Origin of the sequence: Amycolatopsis sp. A133, from assembly GCF_031082405.1 — a bacterium.
Classification (GTDB): Bacteria; Actinomycetota; Actinomycetes; order Mycobacteriales; family Pseudonocardiaceae; genus Amycolatopsis.
The window spans coordinates 18559-40320 of the sequence record NZ_JAVHJU010000006.1 but is presented as its reverse complement, the minus strand read 5'-3'; the positions used below and the strand labels follow the sequence as shown (position 1 = coordinate 40320).

The 21762-nt window shown below is 72.4% G+C and carries 22 protein-coding genes; 9 read left to right on the top strand and 13 right to left on the bottom strand.

Features of this window, described 5'->3' with window-relative positions; translation table 11 throughout:
• Nucleotides 1-14: 14 nt before the first annotated feature.
• Nucleotides 15-1004: a histidine kinase gene (locus Q5425_RS08005; RefSeq protein WP_308671479.1), complete on the top strand. Its 990-nt coding sequence runs from the start codon at nt 15-17 to the stop codon at nt 1002-1004.
• Here the strand turns inward: Q5425_RS08005 and Q5425_RS08000 are convergent.
• A complete protein-coding gene (locus tag Q5425_RS08000) occupies nt 946-1677 on the bottom strand; it encodes a polysaccharide deacetylase family protein (protein WP_308671478.1) in 732 nt (243 codons plus the stop codon). The two genes, Q5425_RS08005 and Q5425_RS08000, sit on opposite strands and share 59 nt — an antisense overlap.
• A 120-nt stretch (nt 1678-1797) precedes the next feature.
• Here Q5425_RS08000 and Q5425_RS07995 point away from each other — a divergent pair, with 120 nt between their 5' ends.
• Nucleotides 1798-2007 (top strand): helix-turn-helix domain-containing protein, encoded by a 210-nt coding sequence (locus Q5425_RS07995; protein WP_308671504.1) that lies wholly within the window; start codon nt 1798-1800, stop codon nt 2005-2007.
• On the top strand, nt 2007-2669 hold the full coding sequence (locus tag Q5425_RS07990) for a Clp protease N-terminal domain-containing protein (RefSeq protein ID WP_308671477.1): 663 nt from the start codon (nt 2007-2009) through the stop codon (nt 2667-2669). Before Q5425_RS07995 ends, Q5425_RS07990 begins: the two co-directional genes overlap by 1 nt.
• Nucleotides 2670-2772: 103 nt before the next feature.
• On the opposite strand, the gene Q5425_RS07985 is transcribed toward Q5425_RS07990, so the two are convergent.
• The gene (locus Q5425_RS07985) at nt 2773-3174 is read right to left on the bottom strand and encodes a hypothetical protein (protein WP_308671476.1); all 402 of its coding nucleotides are present in this window, start codon (nt 3172-3174) and stop codon (nt 2773-2775) included.
• Between the two features lie 307 nt (nt 3175-3481).
• Here Q5425_RS07985 and Q5425_RS07980 point away from each other — a divergent pair, with 307 nt between their 5' ends.
• The gene (locus Q5425_RS07980; protein WP_308671475.1) at nt 3482-4438 is read left to right on the top strand and encodes a glycoside hydrolase family 6 protein; all 957 of its coding nucleotides are present in this window, start codon (nt 3482-3484) and stop codon (nt 4436-4438) included.
• Between the two features lie 15 nt (nt 4439-4453).
• On the opposite strand, the gene Q5425_RS07975 is transcribed toward Q5425_RS07980, so the two are convergent.
• Nucleotides 4454-5800: a 3-hydroxybutyrate oligomer hydrolase family protein gene (locus Q5425_RS07975; protein ID WP_308671474.1), complete on the bottom strand. Its 1347-nt coding sequence runs from the start codon at nt 5798-5800 to the stop codon at nt 4454-4456.
• A gap of 172 nt (nt 5801-5972) precedes the next feature.
• On the opposite strand from Q5425_RS07975, the gene Q5425_RS07970 reads away from it, so the two are divergent.
• Nucleotides 5973-7178, top strand: a complete 1206-nt coding sequence (locus Q5425_RS07970) for a PHB depolymerase family esterase (protein ID WP_308671473.1) — start codon at nt 5973-5975, stop codon at nt 7176-7178.
• Here Q5425_RS07970 and Q5425_RS07965 read toward each other — a convergent pair.
• From Q5425_RS07965 to Q5425_RS07935, 7 genes are all read right to left on the bottom strand, one after another.
• Nucleotides 7175-9376, bottom strand: coding sequence for a TOMM precursor leader peptide-binding protein (locus tag Q5425_RS07965; RefSeq protein WP_308671472.1), 2202 nt, complete (start codon nt 9374-9376; stop codon nt 7175-7177). The two genes, Q5425_RS07970 and Q5425_RS07965, sit on opposite strands and share 4 nt — an antisense overlap.
• A complete protein-coding gene (locus Q5425_RS07960) occupies nt 9373-9648 on the bottom strand; it encodes a hypothetical protein (RefSeq protein WP_308671471.1) in 276 nt (91 codons plus the stop codon). The genes Q5425_RS07965 and Q5425_RS07960 overlap by 4 nt, the downstream gene beginning before the upstream one ends.
• Nucleotides 9649-9770: 122 nt before the next feature.
• Nucleotides 9771-11624, bottom strand: coding sequence for a GAF domain-containing protein (locus Q5425_RS07955; RefSeq protein WP_308671470.1), 1854 nt, complete (start codon nt 11622-11624; stop codon nt 9771-9773).
• 1 nt (nt 11625) lies between these two features.
• The gene (locus tag Q5425_RS07950; protein ID WP_308671469.1) at nt 11626-12951 is read right to left on the bottom strand and encodes an MFS transporter; all 1326 of its coding nucleotides are present in this window, start codon (nt 12949-12951) and stop codon (nt 11626-11628) included.
• Nucleotides 12952-12994: 43 nt separating this feature from the next.
• Nucleotides 12995-13744: a 3-hydroxybutyrate dehydrogenase gene (locus Q5425_RS07945; protein WP_308671468.1), complete on the bottom strand. Its 750-nt coding sequence runs from the start codon at nt 13742-13744 to the stop codon at nt 12995-12997.
• A gap of 49 nt (nt 13745-13793) precedes the next feature.
• The gene (locus tag Q5425_RS07940; protein WP_308671467.1) at nt 13794-13982 is read right to left on the bottom strand and encodes a DUF397 domain-containing protein; all 189 of its coding nucleotides are present in this window, start codon (nt 13980-13982) and stop codon (nt 13794-13796) included.
• Nucleotides 13975-14829 carry a helix-turn-helix transcriptional regulator gene (locus Q5425_RS07935; protein ID WP_308671466.1) on the bottom strand — a complete coding sequence of 285 codons (855 nt, stop codon included), beginning with the start codon at nt 14827-14829 and terminating at the stop codon, nt 13975-13977. Before Q5425_RS07935 ends, Q5425_RS07940 begins: the two co-directional genes overlap by 8 nt.
• Before the next feature lie 86 nt (nt 14830-14915).
• On the opposite strand from Q5425_RS07935, the gene Q5425_RS07930 reads away from it, so the two are divergent.
• On the top strand, nt 14916-15356 hold the full coding sequence (locus Q5425_RS07930) for a hypothetical protein (protein WP_308671465.1): 441 nt from the start codon (nt 14916-14918) through the stop codon (nt 15354-15356).
• Here Q5425_RS07930 and Q5425_RS07925 read toward each other — a convergent pair.
• A complete protein-coding gene (locus Q5425_RS07925) occupies nt 15310-15702 on the bottom strand; it encodes a VOC family protein (protein WP_308671464.1) in 393 nt (130 codons plus the stop codon). The genes Q5425_RS07930 and Q5425_RS07925 overlap by 47 nt on opposite strands.
• An 85-nt stretch (nt 15703-15787) precedes the next feature.
• On the opposite strand from Q5425_RS07925, the gene Q5425_RS07920 reads away from it, so the two are divergent.
• Nucleotides 15788-16726, top strand: a complete 939-nt coding sequence (locus tag Q5425_RS07920) for a WYL domain-containing protein (protein ID WP_308671463.1) — start codon at nt 15788-15790, stop codon at nt 16724-16726.
• 254 nt (nt 16727-16980) lie between these two features.
• A complete protein-coding gene (locus Q5425_RS07915) occupies nt 16981-19047 on the top strand; it encodes an AMP-binding protein (protein WP_308671462.1) in 2067 nt (688 codons plus the stop codon).
• Nucleotides 19048-19049: 2 nt separating this feature from the next.
• Here the strand turns inward: Q5425_RS07915 and Q5425_RS07910 are convergent, their stop codons facing one another.
• On the bottom strand, nt 19050-19649 hold the full coding sequence (locus Q5425_RS07910) for a GyrI-like domain-containing protein (protein WP_308671460.1): 600 nt from the start codon (nt 19647-19649) through the stop codon (nt 19050-19052).
• Complete coding sequence (locus tag Q5425_RS07905; RefSeq protein WP_308671459.1) at nt 19649-20158, bottom strand: PadR family transcriptional regulator; 510 nt, start codon at nt 20156-20158, stop codon at nt 19649-19651. The genes Q5425_RS07910 and Q5425_RS07905 overlap by 1 nt, the downstream gene beginning before the upstream one ends.
• A gap of 104 nt (nt 20159-20262) precedes the next feature.
• Here Q5425_RS07905 and Q5425_RS07900 point away from each other — a divergent pair, with 104 nt between their 5' ends.
• A complete protein-coding gene (locus tag Q5425_RS07900; protein ID WP_308671503.1) occupies nt 20263-21570 on the top strand; it encodes an SWIM zinc finger family protein in 1308 nt (435 codons plus the stop codon).
• Nucleotides 21571-21762 lie beyond the last annotated feature (192 nt).

Here is a 21762-nt window from a genome sequence, read left to right as displayed (position 1 = left end):
TCTACTGTCGGACCATGCGTCAGTCTCTCGCCACGACGGCGGCGGTGGCCGCGGTGTTCTTCGCCAGCGGGGCCTGGACACCGCACCAGGGGTGGTTCGCGGCCGGGCTCAGCGCGGCCCAGCTCGTCCCGCTGCTGTGGACCCGGCGCGCACCGGCCCTCGTGCTCGTGGTGGTGACCCTCGCGACGGCCGGGCACCTGCTGCTCGACCAGCCGCGCAACACGATGTACGTGCCGGTGCTGCTCGCCCTGTACAGCACGCCCCGGCGGTGGCTCGCCGTCGCGGCGGCGCTCGCCACCGGTGCGGCGGTGTACCCGGCGAAGGGGCCGGTCGACGGCACGCTCCTCGTCGTCACGATCAGCGCGGTCGCCTGGCTGCTCGGCGCCGAACGCCGCCGCGCGCTCGCCGACCGGGCCGAGCGCGCGGCCCGGCGCCTGCACGACACGCTCGCCCAGACCACGGCCGTCATGCTCGTCCAAGCCGAGACGCTGCGCGCGGTCGGCGACCTGACCGACGCCGACCGCGCGCGGCTGGACACCCTGCTGGCCGCCGGGCGCGGCGCGCTGACGCTCGTCCGCCGCACGCTGGACGACCTGCACGAGGACACCGACCGGGCCCCGGACCTCGCCGAGGTGCTGGCCCGGCTCCGCACCGCGGGCCTGGTCCTCGACCGGGATCCCGTGCTGCCCGCGCTGCCGCGCCCGGTGCGGGAGCTGGCCGAGCGGTTCGTCGCGGAAACGGCGGTGAACGCACTGCGGCACAACGGTCCCGGCGTCCGGCTCCGGCTCGACGTCCAAGCCGGTGCGCGGGTGACCATCACGGCGCGGAACCCGCTCAAGGGAACTTCGCGCCTCGGCGACGGCTACGGGCTGGCCGGGCTCGCGGAGCAGGCCTCGGCGGCCGGGGGAGCGTTGACCCACGGCCCGCGCGACGGCGAGTGGGTCGTCAGCCTCGAGCTGCCAGCAGCTGCGACACGGTCACGAACCGGTAGCCGCGCTGCTTGAGCCGGTCGACGACCGGCCCGATCGCCTGCCGGGTCTGCTCGCGCGCCGGGTACATGCCGTGCAGCAGGATGATCGAGCCGGGCCGCACCCGGTCGACGGTGGTCCGCTCGATGGTGGCGGCGTCGGGGGTGCCGGCGGAGTCCGGCTCGACGTCCCAGGTGATCGTCGTGCGGTGGTGCGACGCGAGGTAGTGCGGCAGGGCGAAGAGCTTCTTGCCGTTCGGCGGGCGGAAGTGGATTTCACCGGTGTAGCCGGTCGTGCGGATGAGCGCGTCGGTGGCTTCGACCTCGTCGGCGACCCAGGACGGCGTCACGCCGATCATCCGGTCGTGGGAGAAGCTGTGGTTGCCGATTTCGTGCCCCGCCGCGGCGATGTCCCGGGCGAGGTCCGGGTGCGCCGCGATGTCCCGGCCGATGAGGAAGAAGGTGGCGGGCACCGCACGGCCGCGCAGGGTGTCCAGGATCGCTTGGGTGCCCGCGGGATCGGGCCCGTCGTCGAAGGTGAGGGCGACGATCTTCTCGCCGGTCTCGACGCGGTTCACGAGGGTGCCGAAGAACTGGAAGGTCCGCGAGTCCGCGACCTGCAGCAGCGTGAAGGCGCCGCCGACCACGACGACGAGCAGGCTCGCCACGACGATCGTCCACTTCCGCGCGCGACGGGATTTCAAGATCATGGCGCCACCTTGGCTGTCTGGCGGAGGGCGGGGAAGCCGCGAAGGTACTAGTACCCAAGGACGTATCGTCAGCACATGTTGACGCGCGTCGACTGTCAGCATATGCTGACAGTCGTGAGTCTGTTGACCGATTTTGAGCACACCGTGCGCAGTTCCGACCCGGACATCGCGTTGCGGGCGGTCGCACGGTTGCGGCGCCTGGCCGAGCAGCTGGAAACCGAGCAGGTGGCGGCGGCCCGGCGAGCCGGCTGGTCGTGGCAGGACATCGCCGACCGGCTCGGCGTCACCAAGCAGACCGTGCACCGCAAGCACCGCGGCCGGGAGGGCTGATGTTCCAGGGAGATCATCCGGCGGTCGGCCAGGCGTTCCGCCGCGCCGGTGAGCTGGCGCGGGAGTTCGGGCACGCCCGGGTCGGCAGCGAACACCTGCTGCTGGCGCTGACGGAGGGACCTTTGACCGGGCTCACCGGGATCGAGGAGGCGGTCCGGCGGGCGGCCCCGGACGGCGCCGGCGTGGCCGCCGACCGCGAGGCGCTGACGGTGCTGGGCATCGACCTCGGCCCGCTGCCGGCCGAACTGGCGGACCGGCCACCGGCCAAGGCGCCCCTGTTCCCGTTGGGAGCGGGGAAAGCGCGGCGCCGCTGCGCCCGGGCGCGACCGCCGATCGGCCTGGACGTCCAAGCGGCGTACGCCGCGTCCCTGCGGCTCGCCCTCGCCCGCCGGGAACGCCGGCACCGCGTCGAGCACGTCGCCCTGGCGCTCGTCGCGCTCGATCCCGGGGCCGACTGGGTGGTGCGCACCGCCGGCGTGGACCGACGGGACCTGCTCGCCCGGCTCGCCTCCGCCTACCCGCCGCCGCGGCGCAACCCGCTGTTGCAGGCCGAGCGCCGGGTGGGCCGCCGGTCCCGGTGCCGCGACATCGTGCGCGGCTACCAGTACACCACGGGTCGCACGGCGGTCGCGCCGTCAGCGCTCGCCGCCTTGGTGCACTGAAAGCGGCTCCCGTCGTTGTCCGGTCGCCAGCGCCCCAATGTGGCGTTCGGTGCGTCCAACGCACCGAACGCCACATTGGGGCGCTGGGGATCCGGCCCGGCGGTCAGTCGAGTTGGCGCAAGCCGTCGAGGATGCGCCGCATCAGGTCCGTGTCCGGGGGTGCGAAGGCGAACCGCGGGGCCGGGGCCCCGGCGGTCGCCGGGCGCGGGGGCGGGAGGGTGCCGACCACGCGCAACGGCAGCCGGGTCAGTGCGGGTTCGCGGCGGGTCTGGGCGGGGATCGGCAACGTCGGGAGCGCGACCGTGCCCGCTTCGGCGAGCTGCCGCGTGACGCGCTCCCGGCGGAGGCGCGACTGGATGCCGGCCACGGTGAAGTCCGGCTCGGGGTCGGGCACGGCCGGGAGCCGGCGCGGACGCCGTTCCAGGCTGATCGCCCAGGCCGCGGCAGCGAAGGCCGGCACGAGCAGCCCGGCGACGATCGCGAGGCCCAGCAGGTCCGCGGCCATCAGGTGGCCCCTGGCACGGGTAGCAGCATGACGTTCACTTCCGGACGTACGGTTCTTCCGCAGCATGGCCGACACCTGGATATTCGGGTTTAACGAATTTTCACGGACCCCGAAGCCATCATGAATGACGGCCGGCACTCTCGCAAGCGGCCGAACGGGGTCGTCCGTCCGGACGCTCAACTCCAGCTCAGGGCGGGTTTCGCGGCGGGTAGACCGAGCCCTTCACCCAGTAATACGGACACTGGTTCGATCCGGTTCACCCGCATTTTTGTACGATTCGTGTACCCGGCGGCGGCACACTCGGGAAATGCGCATTTCGACCTCGCTCGTGGCCGCCGCGCTGGCGCTCACCGGGCTCGCCCCCGCGTCCCCGGCCCTCGCCGCGGACGGCAACCCGCTCGAGAAGACCACCGGCTTCTACGTCGACCCGGACTCGAACCCGGCGGCGTGGGTCCGCGACCACCCGGACGACAGCCTCGCCGGCCCGATCCGGACGTCGATCGCGACCAAACCCGGCGCCCGCTGGTTCGGCAACTGGAGCGGCGACGTCCGCGCGGCGGTCGACGAGTTCACCTACGCCGCCGACGTCGCCGACAAGCTGCCCGTCCTGGTCGCCTACAACATCCCGGGCCGCGACTGCGGCGGCGAGTCGACCGGCGGCGCCGGCAGCCCGCAGGCCTACCGCGACTGGATCTCCGCGTTCGCCGACGGCATCGGCGGCAAGCCGGCGATCGTGATCATCGAGCCGGACGCGCTCGCCCAGCTCGACTGCTTGCCTGCCACCGCCCGCCAGACCCGCGTGGACCTGCTGAAGTTCGCCGCGACGCAGTTCGCCCAGAAGGCCCCGAACACCTGGGCGTACCTGGACGGCGGCAACGCCACCTGGATCCCGGCCGCGACGATGGCTTCGCGGCTGAAGTCGGTGGGCGTGCAGTCCGTCCACGGGTTCGTGCTGAACGTGTCCAACTTCTCCACGACGGCCGAGTCGACGACTTACGGCAAGGCCGTCGGCTCGGCTCTGGGCTACGCGGCCCCGTTCGTGGTCGACACGAGCCGCAATGGCAACGGCCACGGCACGGACACCGAGTGGTGCAACCCCCCGAAGCGCAAGCTGGGGGCAACGTCCCAGCTCGGCGGCGGCCCGGAGATGCAGCTGTGGATCAAGGTCCCCGGCGACTCCGACGGCAGCTGCGGTCACGGCTCGGGCATCCCGGCGGGCACGTTCAGCCCGCTGCTGGCCAACCACCTCATCAAGGGCGACTGACCCAACGCAGAGCGCTCAGCCCAGCGAGCAGGTGCGGGCCAGCTCCGCCGGGGTCGCCCCGGCGGGGCGGGCGATCGTCGCCGAGGCCGGCGGCCGGACTCCGTGCAGCCACTCACCGAGGGCGTCGAACGCCGTCCGGAAGCACGGGCCCAGCGGGCGCAGCCGGTCCGGGTAGGCGTCGACGAGCCCGTCGACGTGGTTGCCGCCTTCCACGCGGTAGTACCGGTGCAGGGCGCCGCGGCCCGCGGCCGTGATCATCCGGTGGTAGACGTCGGAGTCGCGGGTGATCGGCAGCAGCGTGTCGAGCGTGCCGTGGAGCGTCAGCAGCGGCTTGCCGATCCGGCCCGTCAACGAGATCCGCTCCACCGCCCGCGTCACCGAGGCGGGCCGGGAGGAATACGCGTAGTCCGCGTCACAAGCCGGCGTTCCCGAAGCGCAGAAGGGCGTCCCTGCAGCAACCGGGCCGTCGAACGACGGGTCGACCTCCTCGCGGTAGATCCGCTGGGTCAGGTCCCAGTAGACGCGGTAGTGGTAGTCCCACAGGAACTCCGACCCCGGCGCGAACCCGGCGTCCAAAATGGACTGGTGCGCCGACGGCGACCCGGCGGCATAAGCCGGGTACGCGCGCAGGGCCGGGGGCAGGAACGTGAGCAGGTTCGGCCCGCCGGCCCGCCACAGCGTCCCCTCCCAGTCGACGCCCCCGTCGTAGAGCCACGGCCGGTTCTCCAGCTGCCACCGCACGAGGTACCCGCCGTTGGACAGCCCGGCCGCGAGGGTCTTCGTGACCGGACGGCCGTAGTGCCGGGCCGCCGCGGAACGGGCGGCGAGCGTCAGCTGCGTGACGCGGGAGTTCCACTCCGCGAGCGCGTCGCCCGGCCGGACGCCGTCGGTGAAGAACGCCGCGCCGGTGTTGCCCTTGTCGGTTGCCGCGAACGCGTAGCCCTCCGCCAGTGCCTGGTCGCCGATCGCGCGGTCGTTCGCGTACTGGCGCCGGACGCCGGGTGAGCCGGCGACGACCAGGCCGCCGTTCCACCGGTCCGGCAGGCGCAGCACGAACTGCGCGTCGTGGTTCCAGCCGTGGTTGGTGTTCGCCGTCGACGTGTCCGGGAAGTACCCGTCGACCTGGACCCCGGAGACGCGGCCCGGAACGGGCAGCCCCGCCGACGTCAGCCCGGCCCAGTCGGCCTCGACGGTGTGCCCCGACACGACGGTGCCGGTCGTGGTCAGGTCGTCCAGGCACGCGGCCACGGACATCTGCGCGCCGGGCACGTCCACCCGGCAGTGCCCGGCCGAAGCCGACGCCGTCGCGGGCAACCCCGCCGTGAGCGCACCCGCCAGAACCCAAGCCAGCCAACCCCGCACGGTTCACCTCCGGTTTTCCGATGACCGAACCCAAGCGCGTGCGGCGCCGGAGAGCCACCCCGCCGGCCACCATGAATCGCCGCGCCGATGTGGTGGACGGCCACATGGTCTGAAACCCCGGAGCCGTCTTAGCGTCGCTGGCGCCCCTCTCAACGACGAGAAGGAACTCACCATGCGCAAGCTCGCCTTCGCGGGACTCGCCGCGATCACCGCCGCCGTGCTCACCACCGTCGGGGTGGCCGCCGCCGACCCGCCGCCGTCGTCCCTCGTGCCGGTCACGAACTTCGGCGCCAATCCCGGCGCACTGGCGATGTACACCTACACCCCCGCCGGGCTCGAAGCCGGCCGCCCGGTGGTCGTCGCGCTGCACGGCTGCACGCAGAGCGCCGCGGACTACTACGCCCATTCCGGCTGGCCCGCGCTGGCCGACCGCTGGCGGTTCGAGGTCGTGTTTCCGCAGCAGTCGACCGCGAACAACTCGCTCAAGTGCTTCAACTGGTTCTCCACCGCCGACGACACCCGCGGCAACGGCGAAGCCGCGTCGGTCAAGTCCATGGTGGACAAGGCGATCGCCGACCACGGCTCGGATCGATCCCGGGTGTTCGTCACCGGCTTGTCGGCCGGCGGCGGGATGACCGCCGACCTGCTCGCCGCGTACCCGGACGTCTTCGCCGGTGGCGGCATCAACGCCGGGCTGCCCGCGCAGTGCGCCACGAGCGTCGTCGAGGCGACGAACTGCCAGCAGAACGACCAGCACCTGACGCCGGCGCAGTGGGCGTCGAAGGTCAAGGCGCAGTACCCCGGTTACGGCGGCCCGTGGCCGCGCGTGGCGATCTGGCAAGGCACCGCCGACTACACCGTCTACCCGGTCAACGGCACCGAGCTGCGCGACCAGTGGACCGCGGTGCACGGCGTCGCCCAGGCGCCGACGAGCACGCAGTCCCTGCCCGGCGGCACGACGCTGACGAACTACGCCGGCAAGGTGCAGCTGTATTCGATCGCGGGCATGGGCCACGGCACCGCGGTCGACCCCGGCACCGGCACCACGCAGTGCGGCAGCACCGGCGCGTACTTCCTCGCCGGTATCTGCTCCAGCTACTACACCGGCCTGTTCTTCGGGCTGGACAAGGGATCCGGGACCACGACGACAGCCACGCCGCCGACGACCACCACCACCACCAGCACCACGCCGCCGTCGGGCACCTGCGTGAGCGCCAGCAACTACGCCCACACCCAGGCGGGCCGCGCGCACCAGAGCGCCGGGCAGACCTACGCGAACGGTTCCAACCAGGCGATGGGGTTGTGGAACACGTTCACGATCCACGCGCTCAAGGAGACGTCCCCGGGGTATTGGATCCTCGCCGACGGGCAGTGCTAGAGGAAGATCGGCATCGGGTTGAGGTCTTCGTACGCGGTCGGCTCGGCCAGGCGGCCGAGCCGCACCGGCACGTCGTAGAGGCGCCCGGGCGCGAACCGCGCCCAGAACCCCCGCAGCCCCGGCGCGATCACCTTGACCACGGGCAGGCCGATGTCGGGCCGCGTCTGGTCGAGCAGGAACACCTCGAGCCCGGCGGCTTCGAGCCTGGCCTGCACCAGCTTGACGTCCGTCAGCAGGTCGGGTGCGGAGGCGTCCGCGAAGCGGGCCGGGCCGGCGGCCGGATCCGGGAGGAGGTACGGCTCGGTGGCCACGGTCGCGTCCCGCAGCCACCGCGCGGCGTCCGGGTCGTCGCCGCCGTCCCACCCGTCGAGGACCGCGGGCATCATCTGGTTCAGCTCGGTCAGCGCGCGCCGCAGGGCGACGGCCGGGTCGAGGTGCGCGCCGAACCCCAGCATGATCGCCTCGCGGGGCCCGCCGGTCTGCCGGGACAGCGCGGCCAGCACGGGCACCCCGAGGTCGGAGGTCACGTCGAGGACCCAGACCTCGCGGCCCAGGCCCGCGTACACCGCGCGCAGCTCGGCGATCCAGGGGTCGCCGGACGCGTCCAGGTCGACCGCCGGGTGCCGCGTGCGGTTGTACCACCACAGCGCGACGGCGTCGCGTTCCACGAGTTCGAGCATCCCCTGCAGCGCCGCGTCCTCCAGGGTGCCGCCCGCGGCGTTGCCGTTGGAGTCGGCGAGCAGGGACGGCGGCCCGGACGTGCCGAAGTACAGCAGGGAGGTCGGGAACAGCCGGTGTTCGCCGCGGGTGAGCGACCACACCGGCGTCCAGTCCAGCACGGCGTCCTCGTCGAACGGGTCGCAGACGAACTGGAACGACCCGTGGCTCGCGTTGCTGCGCGCCCGGTCGGCGAACTGGCGCTCGTGGAACAGCTGGCACGTGTCGGGGTGCACCGCCTTGTCTGCCAGCTCGTGAAAGCTCGCGCGCACCCGTTCTTCGTCGCCGTCGTAGTGGCCGCTGTGCCGTTCGAGGGCCTCGCACAGCGCGCCCACCTCGGCCTGGAGCGGGGTGACACCCTTGCCGCCGTTCTGGCTGCGCAGCGCCGTGCGCAGCCGGTCGGCGCCGCGCCGGCCCAGCGCGATGTTCGGTCCCGACCGGAACGAGCTGAACAGGGCCGGGCCGCGCGGGTCGCGGCGCAGCTCCTTGACGACCCCGGTCAGCGGGCTGACCAGGTGCCGGTAGGTGTCGAGCACCTGCTCCGGCGGCAACGCGCGGTGCCCGCCGCCGTCCGTGTGGGCTTTGGGACGCGACTCGAACGTCACGGGCCGGCGCGTCCGCTCGCGCACGAGGTCCGGGTTCCCGCAGGACGGGCACTGCGGCCGGGCGCGGATCTCGTGCCGCTCGCCGGTCAGGTCGCGGCTGTCGAACGTCCACAGGGCCCGCTGCCCCGGGTACCGCTGCCCGGCCAGCCACTTGACGGCTTCGAGGGCGATCAGGTTGAGCGCGACGGCGGTCAGCGGGGCGAGCGTGACCTCCGGCCGCGGCAGGGGCCCGGACCGGCCGAGCGCGTCCCGGACGTGGGCTTCGGCGGGGCGGTTGCCCCACAGCCGCGCGGCCAGGCAGTGCCGGCACGGGCCGTCGCCGGGGGTGAAGAACGGGCCGATCCACACCCGCGCGCCGATCGGTTTGGCGGGCAGCCAAGGCCGTCCGGCCGCACGGTGCCGGGCGTCCACTTCGGACAGCTGCGGGTCGAGGTAGTCGTGGCACAGCACGACGGACAGGCCGGCTTCGTTTTCGTCTTCGACCACGGTGAGCCCGGCCGAGCGCAGGGCCTCCGCTGCCGCGCGATCCCCGCCGATCAGCGCGACCCGGCCGCGCACGCTCACGGGGTCGGCACCCACGGCGTCCCAGTAGGCGAGCTCGGGCGTGGCCGCCGCCGGGCGCAGGGCGATCAGCCCGGCTTCGGCGAGCCGGGTCAGCACCCCGGACGCCTCTTCGGCGGGGACGTCGGCGGGCAGGTCCCGGCGCAGGGCCGCAAAATCCCTGGTGCCGTCCAGCAACGGGACCAGGGACTCCACGTGCGGGCCGCTCAGCGCCGTCGCACCGTCTTCGGACAGCACGTACACCGCGTCGCCGGGCACCACGGCGGTGCTCAGGTGCCGCTTGAACCCGACGACCGGCGAGGACGGTTCGGTCACCCGGCGGCCGCGGCCACCGGCACCTCGGCCCGGCAAACGCTCGGCCGCACCGGCTCGGTGTGCTCCGCCCGGCAGACGGTCGCCCGCACCGGCTCGGCGGCCCGGCAGGGGCTGACCGAGGGGCGAACCGGGTCCGCCGACCAGGTGTAACAAATCGGCACCGGACCGGCCCCGGTGCCCGCCCGGCCGTCGAGCCGGTCGATCGCCAGTGCGGGAACGTCGGCCGCGCCGACCCCGAACGCTGCCGCGAGTGCGCTTTCGAATTCCTTCATGAGACCCCCTCCATGGTGGTACCCGTCTTCTTCCACCGTGCCCTGTGCCGCCGTGCTCCGCTAGGGCCGGGCGGCGGCCGTCCGGGCTGCCGAGCGGCTCAACGGGTACTGCCCGCTCCGGTTCACCGCGGTGCGCCGAGCCGGTGCAGCCGCAGCGCCAGCTGGATCTCCAGCGCCCGGTCCGGCGCCTGCCAGTCCTCCCCCAGCAACGACGCCACCCGCTCCAGCCGCTGCACCACCGTGTTCACGTGGACGTGCAGCACATCCTTCGTCCGCGCCAGCTGCGACCCGTTCGCGAAGTAGGCCCGCAGCGTGGCGACCAGTTCGGTGCCGCGGCGCTCGTCGTAGTCCAGGACCGGCCCCAGTGTCCGGCGGACGAACGCGTCCAGGTCCGCGCGGTCGCCGAGGAGCTGGCCGAGGAACCCCAGCCCGGTCATCGCCGCGCCTTCGCCCGTCCGGCCGAGCGCCAGCAGCGCCCGGACGCAGCGCGCGGCTTCGGCGTGGGCGTCCGCGATCGCCGACGGGCCGCCCGCCGGCCCCGCCGCGCCCACCGTGACCGGACGGCCCGTCGCCGAGCCGAGGTCGGCCGCCACGCGGCGGGCGAGCTCGTCGGGGTCGCCCGCGGCGAGCAGCACGACCTCCTCGGCGTGCACCCCGACCAACGTCGCGTGCCGGGCGGCCGCGCTCGCCACGCGCCGCCGCGAGCCGCCGTCCGCGTGCGCGACCAGCACCGCGTGCGGGGCCGACAGATCGATCCCCAGCCGGCGGCCGCGGGCCAGCAGCGCACGGGGATTGCGGCCGGGCGCCGTCAGCAGGTCGGTCAGCAGCTCGCCGCGGACCTCGTCCTCGGCGCGCACCACCGACCGGCGCAGCATCAGCAGCAGCGCCGTCACGACGCCGGCGCGTTCGAACAGCCGCCGGTCGGGGTCGCCGAGCCCGGCGCGCCCGGCCAGCACCAGGCTGCCGAGCAGTTCGGGGCCCGCCTGCACCGCGCACACCCAGTTGTCCCTTGTAGACACCGCCCGGCCGGTGGTGCGGGCCGCGGCCAGTGCGTCCGGGTCGAGCGCCACCGGATCCGCCGAGCTGGCCAGGAGCGTGCCGTCGGCGTCGTAGACCGTGAGGTCTCCGTGCAGCACGTCGGCGACCGCGTCGGCGACGTCCGGCAGGTCGCCCCCGCGCAGCACCAGGTCGGTCAGCCGGTCGTGGGCGTCCTCGGCGCGTTCCATCGTCGCGTTGGCCTCGTTGAGTTCCGCGACCGCGCGGCGGGTCTGGTCGAGGAGGTTCGCGCTGTCCAGGGCGATCGCCGCGTGGTCGGCGAGCGACGACAGCAGCGCCACCTCGTCCGCGGAGAACTCGCGGGAGGTGCGGTCGGACGCGAAGAGCACGCCGAGCACCTTCGGGCCGATGGCCAGGGGCACGCCGAGGATCGCGGTCAGGCCCTCGTCCTGCACGCCGGAATCGATGTGCCGGGTGTGCTTGAACCGGTCGTCGTTGAAGTAGTCCGAAGTCGCGTACGGCCGCGCGGTCTGCGCGACCAGCCCGCCGAGACCCTCGCCCATGCCGAGCACGATCTGCTGGAACTCCGCCGACACCGAGCCGTCGCTGACCCGGACGTAGGTCTTGCCCTCGGCCTCGTTGTTCAGGCTGAGGTAGGAGACGTCGACGCCGAGCAATGCCCGCGCCCTCCGGACGATCGAGCGCAGCACGGTGTCCGGATCGGACAGCGCGGCGAGCTCGCTCGCGGTTTCGAACAGCGCGGTGAGCTGGGCCTCGCGCCGCCGGTGCTCGGCCAGGGTCTCGCGGATCCGCAGGGCCAGCTCGCCCGCGCTGGCCAGCGCGGCCAGGTCGGCCGCGTCGAGGGCGCCCTGCGCGCGGGCGGCCACGACGACGTGCGCCAGCTGCTCGGTGCTCGCCCCGGAGGCGAGCAGGTCGAGCAGCCGGCGCAGCGCGTCCGAGGGTGCGGTCACGGCGGTCATGCTAGGGCGAAACGGCTGCCTTCTCCGCCTCGACGTCGTCGTGCAGCGATTCGCCGCGCGTTTCGCGGGCGGACAGCAGCGCGATCACCGTGATCAGGCACATCGCGGTGACGTACAGCGACACCGGCACGGTGCTGCCCCAGCTGGAGAACAGCGCCACGGCGATCAGCGGCGCGACGGCCCCGGCGGCGATCGACGACAGCTGCCCGCCGACCGAAAGGCCGGTGTAGCGCACCCGGGTCGGGAACTGCTCGGCGAAGAACGCGGCCTGCGGGCCGTACATCGCGCCGTGCAGCACCAGCCCGACGGTCGTGGCCAGCACGATCACCGCCGACGACTTCGTGTCCAGCAAAGCGAAGAACGCGAAGCTCCACAAGGCCATCCCGATCGCGCCGAACAGGTAGACCGGACGGCGCCCGACGCGGTCGGACAGCGCGCCCCACAGCGGGATCGTCACGAAGTGCACGGCCGAGCCGATGAGCACCGCGGTCAGGCCCACACCCTTCGGCAGGTGCAGCCCCGTCGTGACGTACACCAGGATGAACGCGGTGATCACGTAGTACGAGACGTTCTCGGCCATCCGGGCGCCGATGGTGACGAGCACCTGCCGCCAGCTGTTGCGGAAGACGTCGACGACCGGCACGTGCTTTTCGGCGCGCGCTTCGGCCTGGCGCTGGGCGGCGAGGAACACCGGCGACTCGGCGACGGCCAGCCGGATCCACAGGCCGATCAGCAGCAGCACGCCCGAGAGCAGGAACGGGACGCGCCAGCCCCACGACATGAACGCCGCATCGGACTGGGTGGCCGAGAGGATCGCCAGCACCGCGGTGGCCAGCAGGTTGCCGCCGGGCGCACCGCACTGCGGCCAGCTCGCCCAGAAACCGCGGCGGCGGTCGTCACCGTGTTCGGAGACGATCAGGACGGCACCGCCCCACTCGCCGCCGAGCGCGAACCCCTGGACGAGCCGAAGCAGCGTGAGCAGCAGCGGTGCCAGGACGCCCGCCGTGGCGTACGTCGGCAGGACGCCCATCAGGCAGGTCGAGCCGCCCATCAGGACCAGGCTGACGACCAGCAGTTTCTTCCGGCCGAGCCGGTCGCCGAAGTGACCGAAGACCAGGCCGCCGACCGGGCGGGCGAGGAACCCGACGGCGTAGGTCAGGAACGCCAGCAGCGTGCCGGTGAGCGGGTTCGCCGTCGGGAAGAAGAGTTTGTTGAAGACGAGGGCGGCGGCCGAGGTGTAGAGGAAGAAGTCGTACCACTCGATGGTGGTGCCGATCAGGCTCGCGCCGACGATCTTGGCGATCGCCGACCGGTGGGGTTGGCTCACTGCGGGCTCCACTTCCTTGTGGGGTTCGTTGCGGCGGACGGGTTTACGCGGCGGTCCAGCCGCCGTCGAGCGGGACGGAGGCCCCGGTGATGTGGCCGGCGTGCGGCGAGCACAGCCAGACCACCAGGGAAGCGACGTCTTCGGGTTCGATCAGCTTCTTGATCGCGGCGCGTTTGAGGAGGACCTCGGCGACGACGTCCTCACGCGGGATGTCGTGCTCGGCGGCCTGCGCGTCGATCTGTCCGTCGACGAGCGGGGTGCGGACGTACCCGGGGTTCACGCAATTGCTCGTGACGCCGTGTTCGGCACCTTCGAGGGCGGCGACCTTGGAGAGGCCTTCGAGCCCGTGCTTGGCGGCGACGTAGGCGGCTTTGAAGGCGGAGGCGCGCAGCCCGTGGACGCTCGACATGTTGACGATCCGGCCCCACCCCCGGGCGTACATCGCGGGGAGGGTGTGCCGGATGAGCAGGAAGGGAGCGGTGACCATCAGGGTCTGGATCCGCGTGAAGACCTCCGGCGGGAAGTCTTCGAGGGGCGAGACGTGCTGGATCCCGGCGTTGTTGACCAGGACGTCGACCTCGGCGGGCAGAGCGTCGATCGAAGCGGGGTCGGTGAGGTCGGCGACGTGCGCCCAGCCGCCCACCTCGAAGGCGGCAGCTTCGGTGCGCCGAGCGTCGATGTCGACGACGTGCACCTTCGCCCCGGCCGCGGCGAGAGCGCGGACGCAGGCGAGGCCGATACCGCCGGCACCGCCGGTGACGAGGGCGGTGCGTCCGTCCAGATCGCTGGTCATGGACGGGAACGGTAAGCGTGACCCCCGTCGCTAGCTATGTGCGGAGGAGCTACACCTTCGGAAGATCCAGTGGTGTCGGGCGACACAGTGCGGAGAGTAAGGCGTCCCACGATCGGGTGGAGATTTCGAGGGTGCCGCCGGAGCGGTCCTTGGTGTCGCGGATTTTTGCCGCAGGTCCGAGCGCCACTTCGACGCAGTTCTCTCGCTCTGAATAGCGGGAAGTCCGCCACTCACCCATCGGAGCCTCCGAGTTCGGCGATCACCTCTTCGATGAACCGGGCACTCTCGCCCTCGCCCATCGCCGAGGCCGCCATGTTTTTCGCTGCCGCGCGGTAGCTGGCCACCTGATCGTCATCGTAGAGGTAGGCGCTCGCGTGGTGGAGCTCGACGAAGACGATCGACGGCAAGGCGATGTAGTCGAGCACCGCGAAGTTGTGGAACGGACCATCGGCCGGCTTGAGCTGCAGCGGCATCACCTGGAGCCGGATGTTCCGGCGCACGGCGACCTTGAGCATGTGCCGCAGCTGTTCGGCCATCACCTGCGCATCGCCGACATCCGCCCGCACGGCCACCTCCCCCACCAGCACGTGGTAATCCAGCGGGTCGTACCTCGTCAGCGCCTCGCGCCGCGCGAGCCGCGATTGCACCACCTTCTCGATCCGCTCCGGCGAGAGACCGCGGCCGCCCATGAGCGCCCGAACATAGGCCGGGGTCTGCAGGAGCCCGGGGATCACCGTGGGCTCCCAGTCGAAGATCGCGGTCGCCGCCCGCTCGTGCTCGGCATAGCTCGAAACACTCGGCGCCACGCCGGGCACCATCTTCTCCAGCCAGCCCGGCTCGGTCGCAGTCCGAGCCAGCTCCAGCAACCTCGCCCGCTCCCCCGGCTCCACGACCAGCGCCCCCATGAGCAGCGCCACCTGCTCCACCTTGGGAATCCGCTTCCCGTACTCCCAGTTGGACAGTTCCTGCGCATGCACGCCGATGATCCGCGCCAGCTGCCGCACGCCCAGGTTCCGTGCTTCCCGGCAGGTGCGCAGCCCGAACCCCAGTGCTCTCGCCCGGGGTGTCGCGAAGGGTGTCGCCATGACCGCATTCTGTCATCGGAGTCCGACATTTCCCGCCGCTGCCCGTCGGCTGGTGTCGCGGATCCGCGTCAGGTTCGCTGCAGGTCATGGACCCGGACCACGCACTTCTGACCCGTCTTCGCGACCTCGCCGAAACGCTGCCCGGCGACCTCGCCTGGCTGACCGGACCGCCCCTGCGCGCGGACGGCCTGCGCGATCTCGGCGAGCGCCTCAGCTGCCTCGGCGCCGATCTCATCGGCCGCGCGGGCGTCCTCGACGAGATCGCCGCCGCCCGGCTGCCTTCCCACGGCTGGATCCCGGAGTGCGGCCCGGATCCGCGGCGACGGCTCGCCCACTACGTCGGCCGCGGCGAAGTGCGGCTCGGCCTGATCTACTTCGCCAGCTGCGGCGCGGGCTGCTTCCCCTTCTACGGCACCGATCCGGCGGGCAAGACCGCGCGGCACGAGCGGTGCGAAAAGTGCGTCAAGGAGGCGTACCGGCTCATGAGCGCTCCGCCAGCACCGCGAGATAGTGCACGTTCGTCATGATCCCGAGGACGTTGCCGAACGGGTCGACGACCGACGCCGTCACGAACCCGGGCCCGCGTTCGATGATCGGCTCGTACTCCTTCGCGCCCAGCTCCAGCAGGCGGGCGAACGTCGCTTCGAGGTTGTCGACGTGCCAGCGGACGACCTCGCCGCCCGGTTCGGTGTGCGTGAAGGGTGCGTACTCGCGGTCGATGATGCCGAGTTCGTGCTGGTAGTCGCCGATCCGGAACTCCGAGTACCCGGGGACGTTGAAGTACGGCTCGACGCCCAGGAACTCCGTATACCAGGCCTTCGCGGCTTCGTGGTCCTCGGCGTAGTACGTCACGGTGGCCATTCCTCGCAGCATGTCTTGCTCCTCTCAAGCGGTTCGGAGCCATCATGCGGAGGAAAAGTGCTCATCGAGTGACCACTTTTCCTGCGACACTTTCCCCATGCGCGCCGACCGCCTCGTGGCCACCCTCCTGCTGATGCAGACGCGCGGCCGCGTCACGGCCGCCGAGCTGGCCGCGGAGCTGGAGATCTCCGTCGCGACCGCCCGCCGCGACCTCGAAGCGCTCTCGGCCGCGGGCGTGCCCGTCTACCCGCAGCCGGGCCGCGGCGGCGGGTGGCAGCTCGTCGGCGGCGCGCGCACCGACTTGTCCGGCCTGAGCGCGCGCGAGGCCCAAGCCCTCTTCCTCCTGGCCGGCCCGGCCGCCGCCGGGGCCCCGGAGGTCAAGTCGGCGCTGCGGAAGCTGATGGGTGCCCTGCCCGGCACGTTCCGGGCGGACGCCGAGGCGGCGGCGGACGCGATAGTCGTCGACCAGGCGGGGTGGGGCGAGCGCCCGAAGGAACGGCCGCCGATGGTCGAGCGGCTGCGCGACGCGGTCATCGCCCGCCGTCAGGTCCTGCTGACCTACGCCGGGCGCGAGAAGTCGGAGCGGCTGGTGGACCCGTGGGGCCTGGTCGACAAGGACGACGTCTGGTACCTGGTCGCGGGCACCGCGAAGGGCCGCCGCACCTTCCGCGTCGACCGGATCGTCTCGGCCACCCCGACCGGCGATCCGGCGGACCGCCCGTCGGACCTGGAGCTGGCCGAGGTGTGGCGGGAGGTCGTCGAAGAAGTGGAGCAGCGCCGTTCCCTGCTGAGCGCGGACGTCGTGCTCGACCGACGGCACTTCGGGGTGTTCCGGGGACGGTTCGGGCGGCACTGCGAGCTGGTCGCCGAGCTGCCGGGCGACCGGGTCCGCGCGCGGGTCGCCGCAACGGAGCCGGTCATGATCGCGCAGGAGCTGGCGGGCTGGGGTGCGCTGGTGGAGGTGGAAGGCCCGGAGTCCGTGAAGGCCGAACTGGCCCGGCTCGGCGCGGAGTTGGTCGCCCGCTATGGCACCTGATGTCGCATACGTCCTCTTCAGCCACTTCGCGCGTCCAGATGACCCCTGGACGCTCGCCCAAGTGACCCCCGTCGCCACTATGCTCGGTGAACGCTGTTAATCGGTCTACAATGGACATGCGGAGGACCCACTCCAAGTGTCCGTTACCCGCCGGTATCTGGCCGTTCGGAGTATCCCTGATCACCCGTTTGCTGCTAATGTGACGCCTCCGTGACCTGAACGTGTGTTCGGTGACACTTCGGTGAGGGCAGACAATGCGTGACGATGTGGTCGAGGCGAGTGCCGTTGTCGGGCACACGCCGGACGTGGTGTGGCAGATCGTCGGATCGCCCGAGTGGTACTCGCGCTTCGTGCCGGAGATCAGCTGGTGCGAGATCCAGGAACCGGCCGGGCGCGGACGCGGCCCGAAGGGCGTGATCCGGATCGTCCCCGCACGGGGGCCGATGCTCGAGACGCAGATGCAGGCCGTCGTGTACCGGCCGGGCGAGCACGTCGTGTGGTGCGGCGTGCCCGACGAAGGCACGTGGGTTTCCCTCGAGCTGAGACCGCTGGCCGGTGGCAAGACCGAGCTGTTCGTGCGGATGATGCTGCCGCCGTCGCACCTGGACCTGGTGTCGTCGATCAAGAAGGACGTCCGTGCCCTCGCCCGGCGCTTGGACCTGCACCTGGCCGGTGAGTACGACCCCGAAGGCGACGGCGAGACCAACAAGGCCACCAAGCTGCGCACCACGGGCATCCTGCTGCGCGCCGGCGTGCTGAGCGCCGGGCGGCCGGACAAGCTCGCGCGCCAGCTGAACTCCCTCGCCCAGTGGGGCGCCACGGTCGCGGGCGGCTACCAGGCCGCCGCGGCCCGCGTCCCGGACGAGCCCGCCCTGCACGACGAGCGCAGCGTCCGCACCTTCCGCCAGGTGCAGGAGCGCAGCGACCGGCTCGCCAACGCGCTGAGCGAACTCGGCGTCGTCGAACGCGACCGGATCGCGCTGATGTGCCGCAACCACGCCGCGATGATCGAGTCGTTCGTCGCCGCCAGCAAGCTCGGCGCCGACGTCATCCTGCTGAACACCGGGCTGTCCGCGGCCTCGGTCAAGGACGTGCTCGCCGAACACCGGCCGTCCGCCGTGCTGGCCGACGACGAGTTCGCGCAGACCATCGCGAACGTGCCGGGCGACTTCGCCCGGATCAGCACCTGGCCGGACTCCGACGCCGGCTACCCGACCGTCGACGAGCTGATCCAGGCCGCGCCCGCCGACCGCCCGAAGCCGGTCGACCGGCCGGGACGGCTGATCGTGCTCACCTCCGGCACCACCGGGACGCCGAAGGGCGCGCGCCGCCCCACGCCGAAGGGCCTGGGCACCGCCGCGGGGATCCTCGACCGGATCCCGCTGCGCGCCGGCGACCGGCTGCTCGTGGCGGCGCCGCTGTTCCACACCTGGGGCCTCGCCGCGATGCAGATCGGCATGGCGCTGCGGTCGTCGCTCGCGCTGATCCGCAAGTTCGACGCCGAAGAGACGCTGCGGACGATCGCCGAGCAGAAGTGCGACGCGCTGTTCGCCGTGCCGATCATGCTGCAGCGGATCATGGACCTGCCCGAGCGGGTCCGCGCGCGCTACGACCTGTCGTCGCTGCGGATCGTGGCGAGCAGCGGCTCGGCGATGTCGGGGTCGTTCGTGACGTCGTTCATGGACACCTTCGGCGACGTCCTCTACAACTTCTACGGCTCGACCGAGGTGTCCTGGGCGAGCATCGCCGACCCGGCCGACCTGCGCGCCGCGCCGACCACGGCCGGCCGCTGCCCGCTCGGCACCCGGCTGGCGATCCTCGACGAGGACCGCAAGCCGGTACCGCCGGGCGGCGAAGGCCAGATCTTCGTCGGCAACGACATGCTGTTCGAGGGCTACACGAACGGCATCGACCCGGCCCGTTCGGCGGACATGATGGCCAGCGGCGACGTCGGCTACCTCGACGCGGCGGGCCGGCTGTTCGTCACCGGCCGCGCCGACGAGATGATCGTCTCGGGCGGCGAAAACGTGTTCCCGCGCCCGGTCGAGGAGGCCCTGGTGGCGCTCCCGGGCGTCCACGACGCGGCGGTGGTCGGCGTGGCGGACGCGGAGTGGGGCCAGCGCCTGGCGGCGTACGTCGTCCCGCGGCGGGGCGCGTCGCTGCACGCGGAGGACATCCGCCAGTACATCCACCACCGCCTGGCCCGGTTCGCGGTGCCGCGGGACGTGTATTTCGTACCGGACCTGCCTCGCAACGCCACGGGCAAGATCCTCAAGCGCCTCCTGCACGACGACACCTGGCCGGCCACCAGCGAGTACTGAACTCAGCCGACCGGCTGACGCAGCACCGTCCGGAGCTTCGCGGGCTCGACGCGTCTCGGGTCGCCGAGGTACACCTCGTGGTGCAGCCCGGCCGGCTTGAGCCCTTGCTCCGCGAGAAAATCGTCGTGCAGGCGGGCCAGCACCGGGCCCTCGTCGTCGTACGAGCCGACGTGCAGCACCTGCGCGCACCGGCCCTCGTGCAGCTTCTCCAACCGGACCGGCGCGTCGATCTTCTTCTTGCGCCGCACCGCTTCCCGCGCTGCCTCGACGGCGTCTTCACCGATCCACGGCGGCATCGTGACGAGCATCGTCCACCGCCAGGAATCCTTGGCACGCACGGTGAAAGCGGCGTAGTCGTCCGCCCACCACAGGCCTTCCAGCGGCCCGACGACGAAGTCCTCGTCACGCTGCTTCGCCGTCATCTTGATGGTGTACGCGAAGGCGTAGAGCGCTTCGACGGCCTTCTTGTAGCTCTCCGCCGTGTTCGGGTTGCCCCGGCCGTCGATCGCGAGGAACTGCTGCTCGGGGACGTCCACCAGGGTCCAGCCGGTGTTCTTGGGCGCGTAGAGCTGCTTGAGGTCCTTCTTGACGTCGTAGGGCATCAGGCCATTCCTTCCAGCCAGCGGGCTTCCGCCTCGAGTTGCGCGATGGAGTAGTCGAAGATCGCCCGGACGAACGGCGGCGCGTTTTCCTGGGCCGCGGCGGCGCGGCGCACCTCGGCCAGCCGTTCCCCGACCGCTTCGGCCCGCCGCGCCAGCGCCGCGGCGAGCCGTTCGGGCGGGACGGCCGGGCTGTTCGCCAGGCCGACGAGCACCGGCGGGTGCACCGGGCGCAGCTCCGCGACGGCGGCTTCGGCGGCGGCCGCGCACGCCTTCCGGCCCGCTTCGGTGGCCGTGAACGTCTTCTTCGCCTTGGGGTGCGCGCGTTCCCCCTCGACCTCGGCGACCAGGCCACGCTCGCGGAGTTTGCCCAGCACGTAGTAGATCGAGCTGAAACCGAGTGCCGTCCAGTCGCGCATGCCGCGTTCCGAGACGACCTCGTCCAGCTCGTAGCCGTGCCGCGGCCGCTCGACCACCAGGCCGAGCACCGTCAGTTCCGCATCGGTCAGCACGCTCGTATCCTAGCACTAGAATAGTCGCCTTCCGGAAATTGTCGGTGGGTGCTGGCATGCTTCAGCGAGTACCGGAAAAGCGAGGGAGAACAGTGGGGGGACAGGTGGTGACGGCGGTGCCGTGGACCGCGGAACGCGTGGCCGGGCTCGCGCCGGATCCTGCTTCGGAGAAGGCGGGCCGGGCACTGGCCACGCCGGCGAAGTGGTCGGGCGCGGGTGCGTCCGAAGACGCCGTGTGGGGCTTCTGCCAAGGCAGCGGCAAGAAGCCGTACCAGACGTGCGTCGAGCTCGCCGAGCCCGCGTTCCGGTGTTCCTGTCCCAGCCGGAAGTTCCCGTGCAAGCACGCACTGGGCCTGCTGCTGCTCTGGGCGGCGCACCGGCTCGACACGGCACCGGCGCCGGACTGGGTGCACGCGTGGCTGGCCGAACGCGCCGACCGCGCGCGCCGGGCGGAGAAACGCGCCGAGGCGGCGGGGCCGAAGGACGAGGAGGCGGCCGCCCGGCGGGCTTCCGAGCGGGCGGCACGCGTCGAAGGGGGTGTCGCGGAGCTGAAGGTCTGGCTCACCGACCGGATCGGCGCCGGGTTCGCGGGCTTCGAGCGCAACGGCGGCGAAGAGCTGCGCACGGTCGCGGCGCGGATGGTCGACGCCCAGGCGTCCGGCCTCGCGGGCGGCCTGCGCCGGGCGGCGGGGATCGTCGGCCGCCGCGACTGGCCGGAGGCGCTCCTGGCCGAGCTGTCGCAGCTGTACCTGCTGGCCGACGCGGCGACCCGGCTGGATTCGCTGCCACCCGCGTTGGCGGAGACGGTCCGCACGCGGCTCGGGTTTTCGGTGGAAACGGCCCGGGTCGTGGAGAGCGGCGAGCGCGTCGCGGACGAATGGCTGATCACGGGCGCGGCGGACGAGGAGACCGACCGTCTGCTGACGCGGCGCACGTGGCTGCGCGGCCGCCGCACCGGCCGGGACGCGCTGGTGCTGTCGTTCGCGCCGCCGGGCCGTCCGCTCGACGCGTCGTTGCCGCCGGGCCACCTGCTGACGGCGGAGCTGGCGTTCTACCCGGGCGCGGCCCCGCTGCGGGCGCTGGTGGCGGACCGCGGAATCCCCGCCCCGGCACCAGCGGCCGAGGGCGGTTCGATCGGCGAGGCCTTGGCGGCGTACGCCCAGGCGATGGCGGCGGACCCGTGGCTGGAGCGCTGGCCGGTCCTGCTGTCGGAGGTCACCCCGGCCGAGCACGCGGGCGGCTGGTGCCTGTCCGAAAAGGACGGAACGGCGTTGCCCCTGGTGCCGACCGCGTTCCCGTGGTCGTTGCTGGCCCTGTCGGCGGGCCACCCGCTGACGGTGGCAGCCGAGTGGAGCCCGGCCGGCCTGCGTCCGTTGACCTGCTGGCACGAGAACCGGGCGGTACGGCTGTGAACGGCGAAGCAGCACCGGCGCGGCTTGGCGTGGCTCCGGCACACGGCAAGCCGCCCCCAGCCACACGCGCCCGGCTTGGTGCGGCACCGGCGCACCACAAACCCAACCCAGCCACCCAGCCCAGCACCACACCGGCACGGCTTGACGTGGCTCCGGCACACGGCAAACCGAACCCAGCCACACCCCACCCGC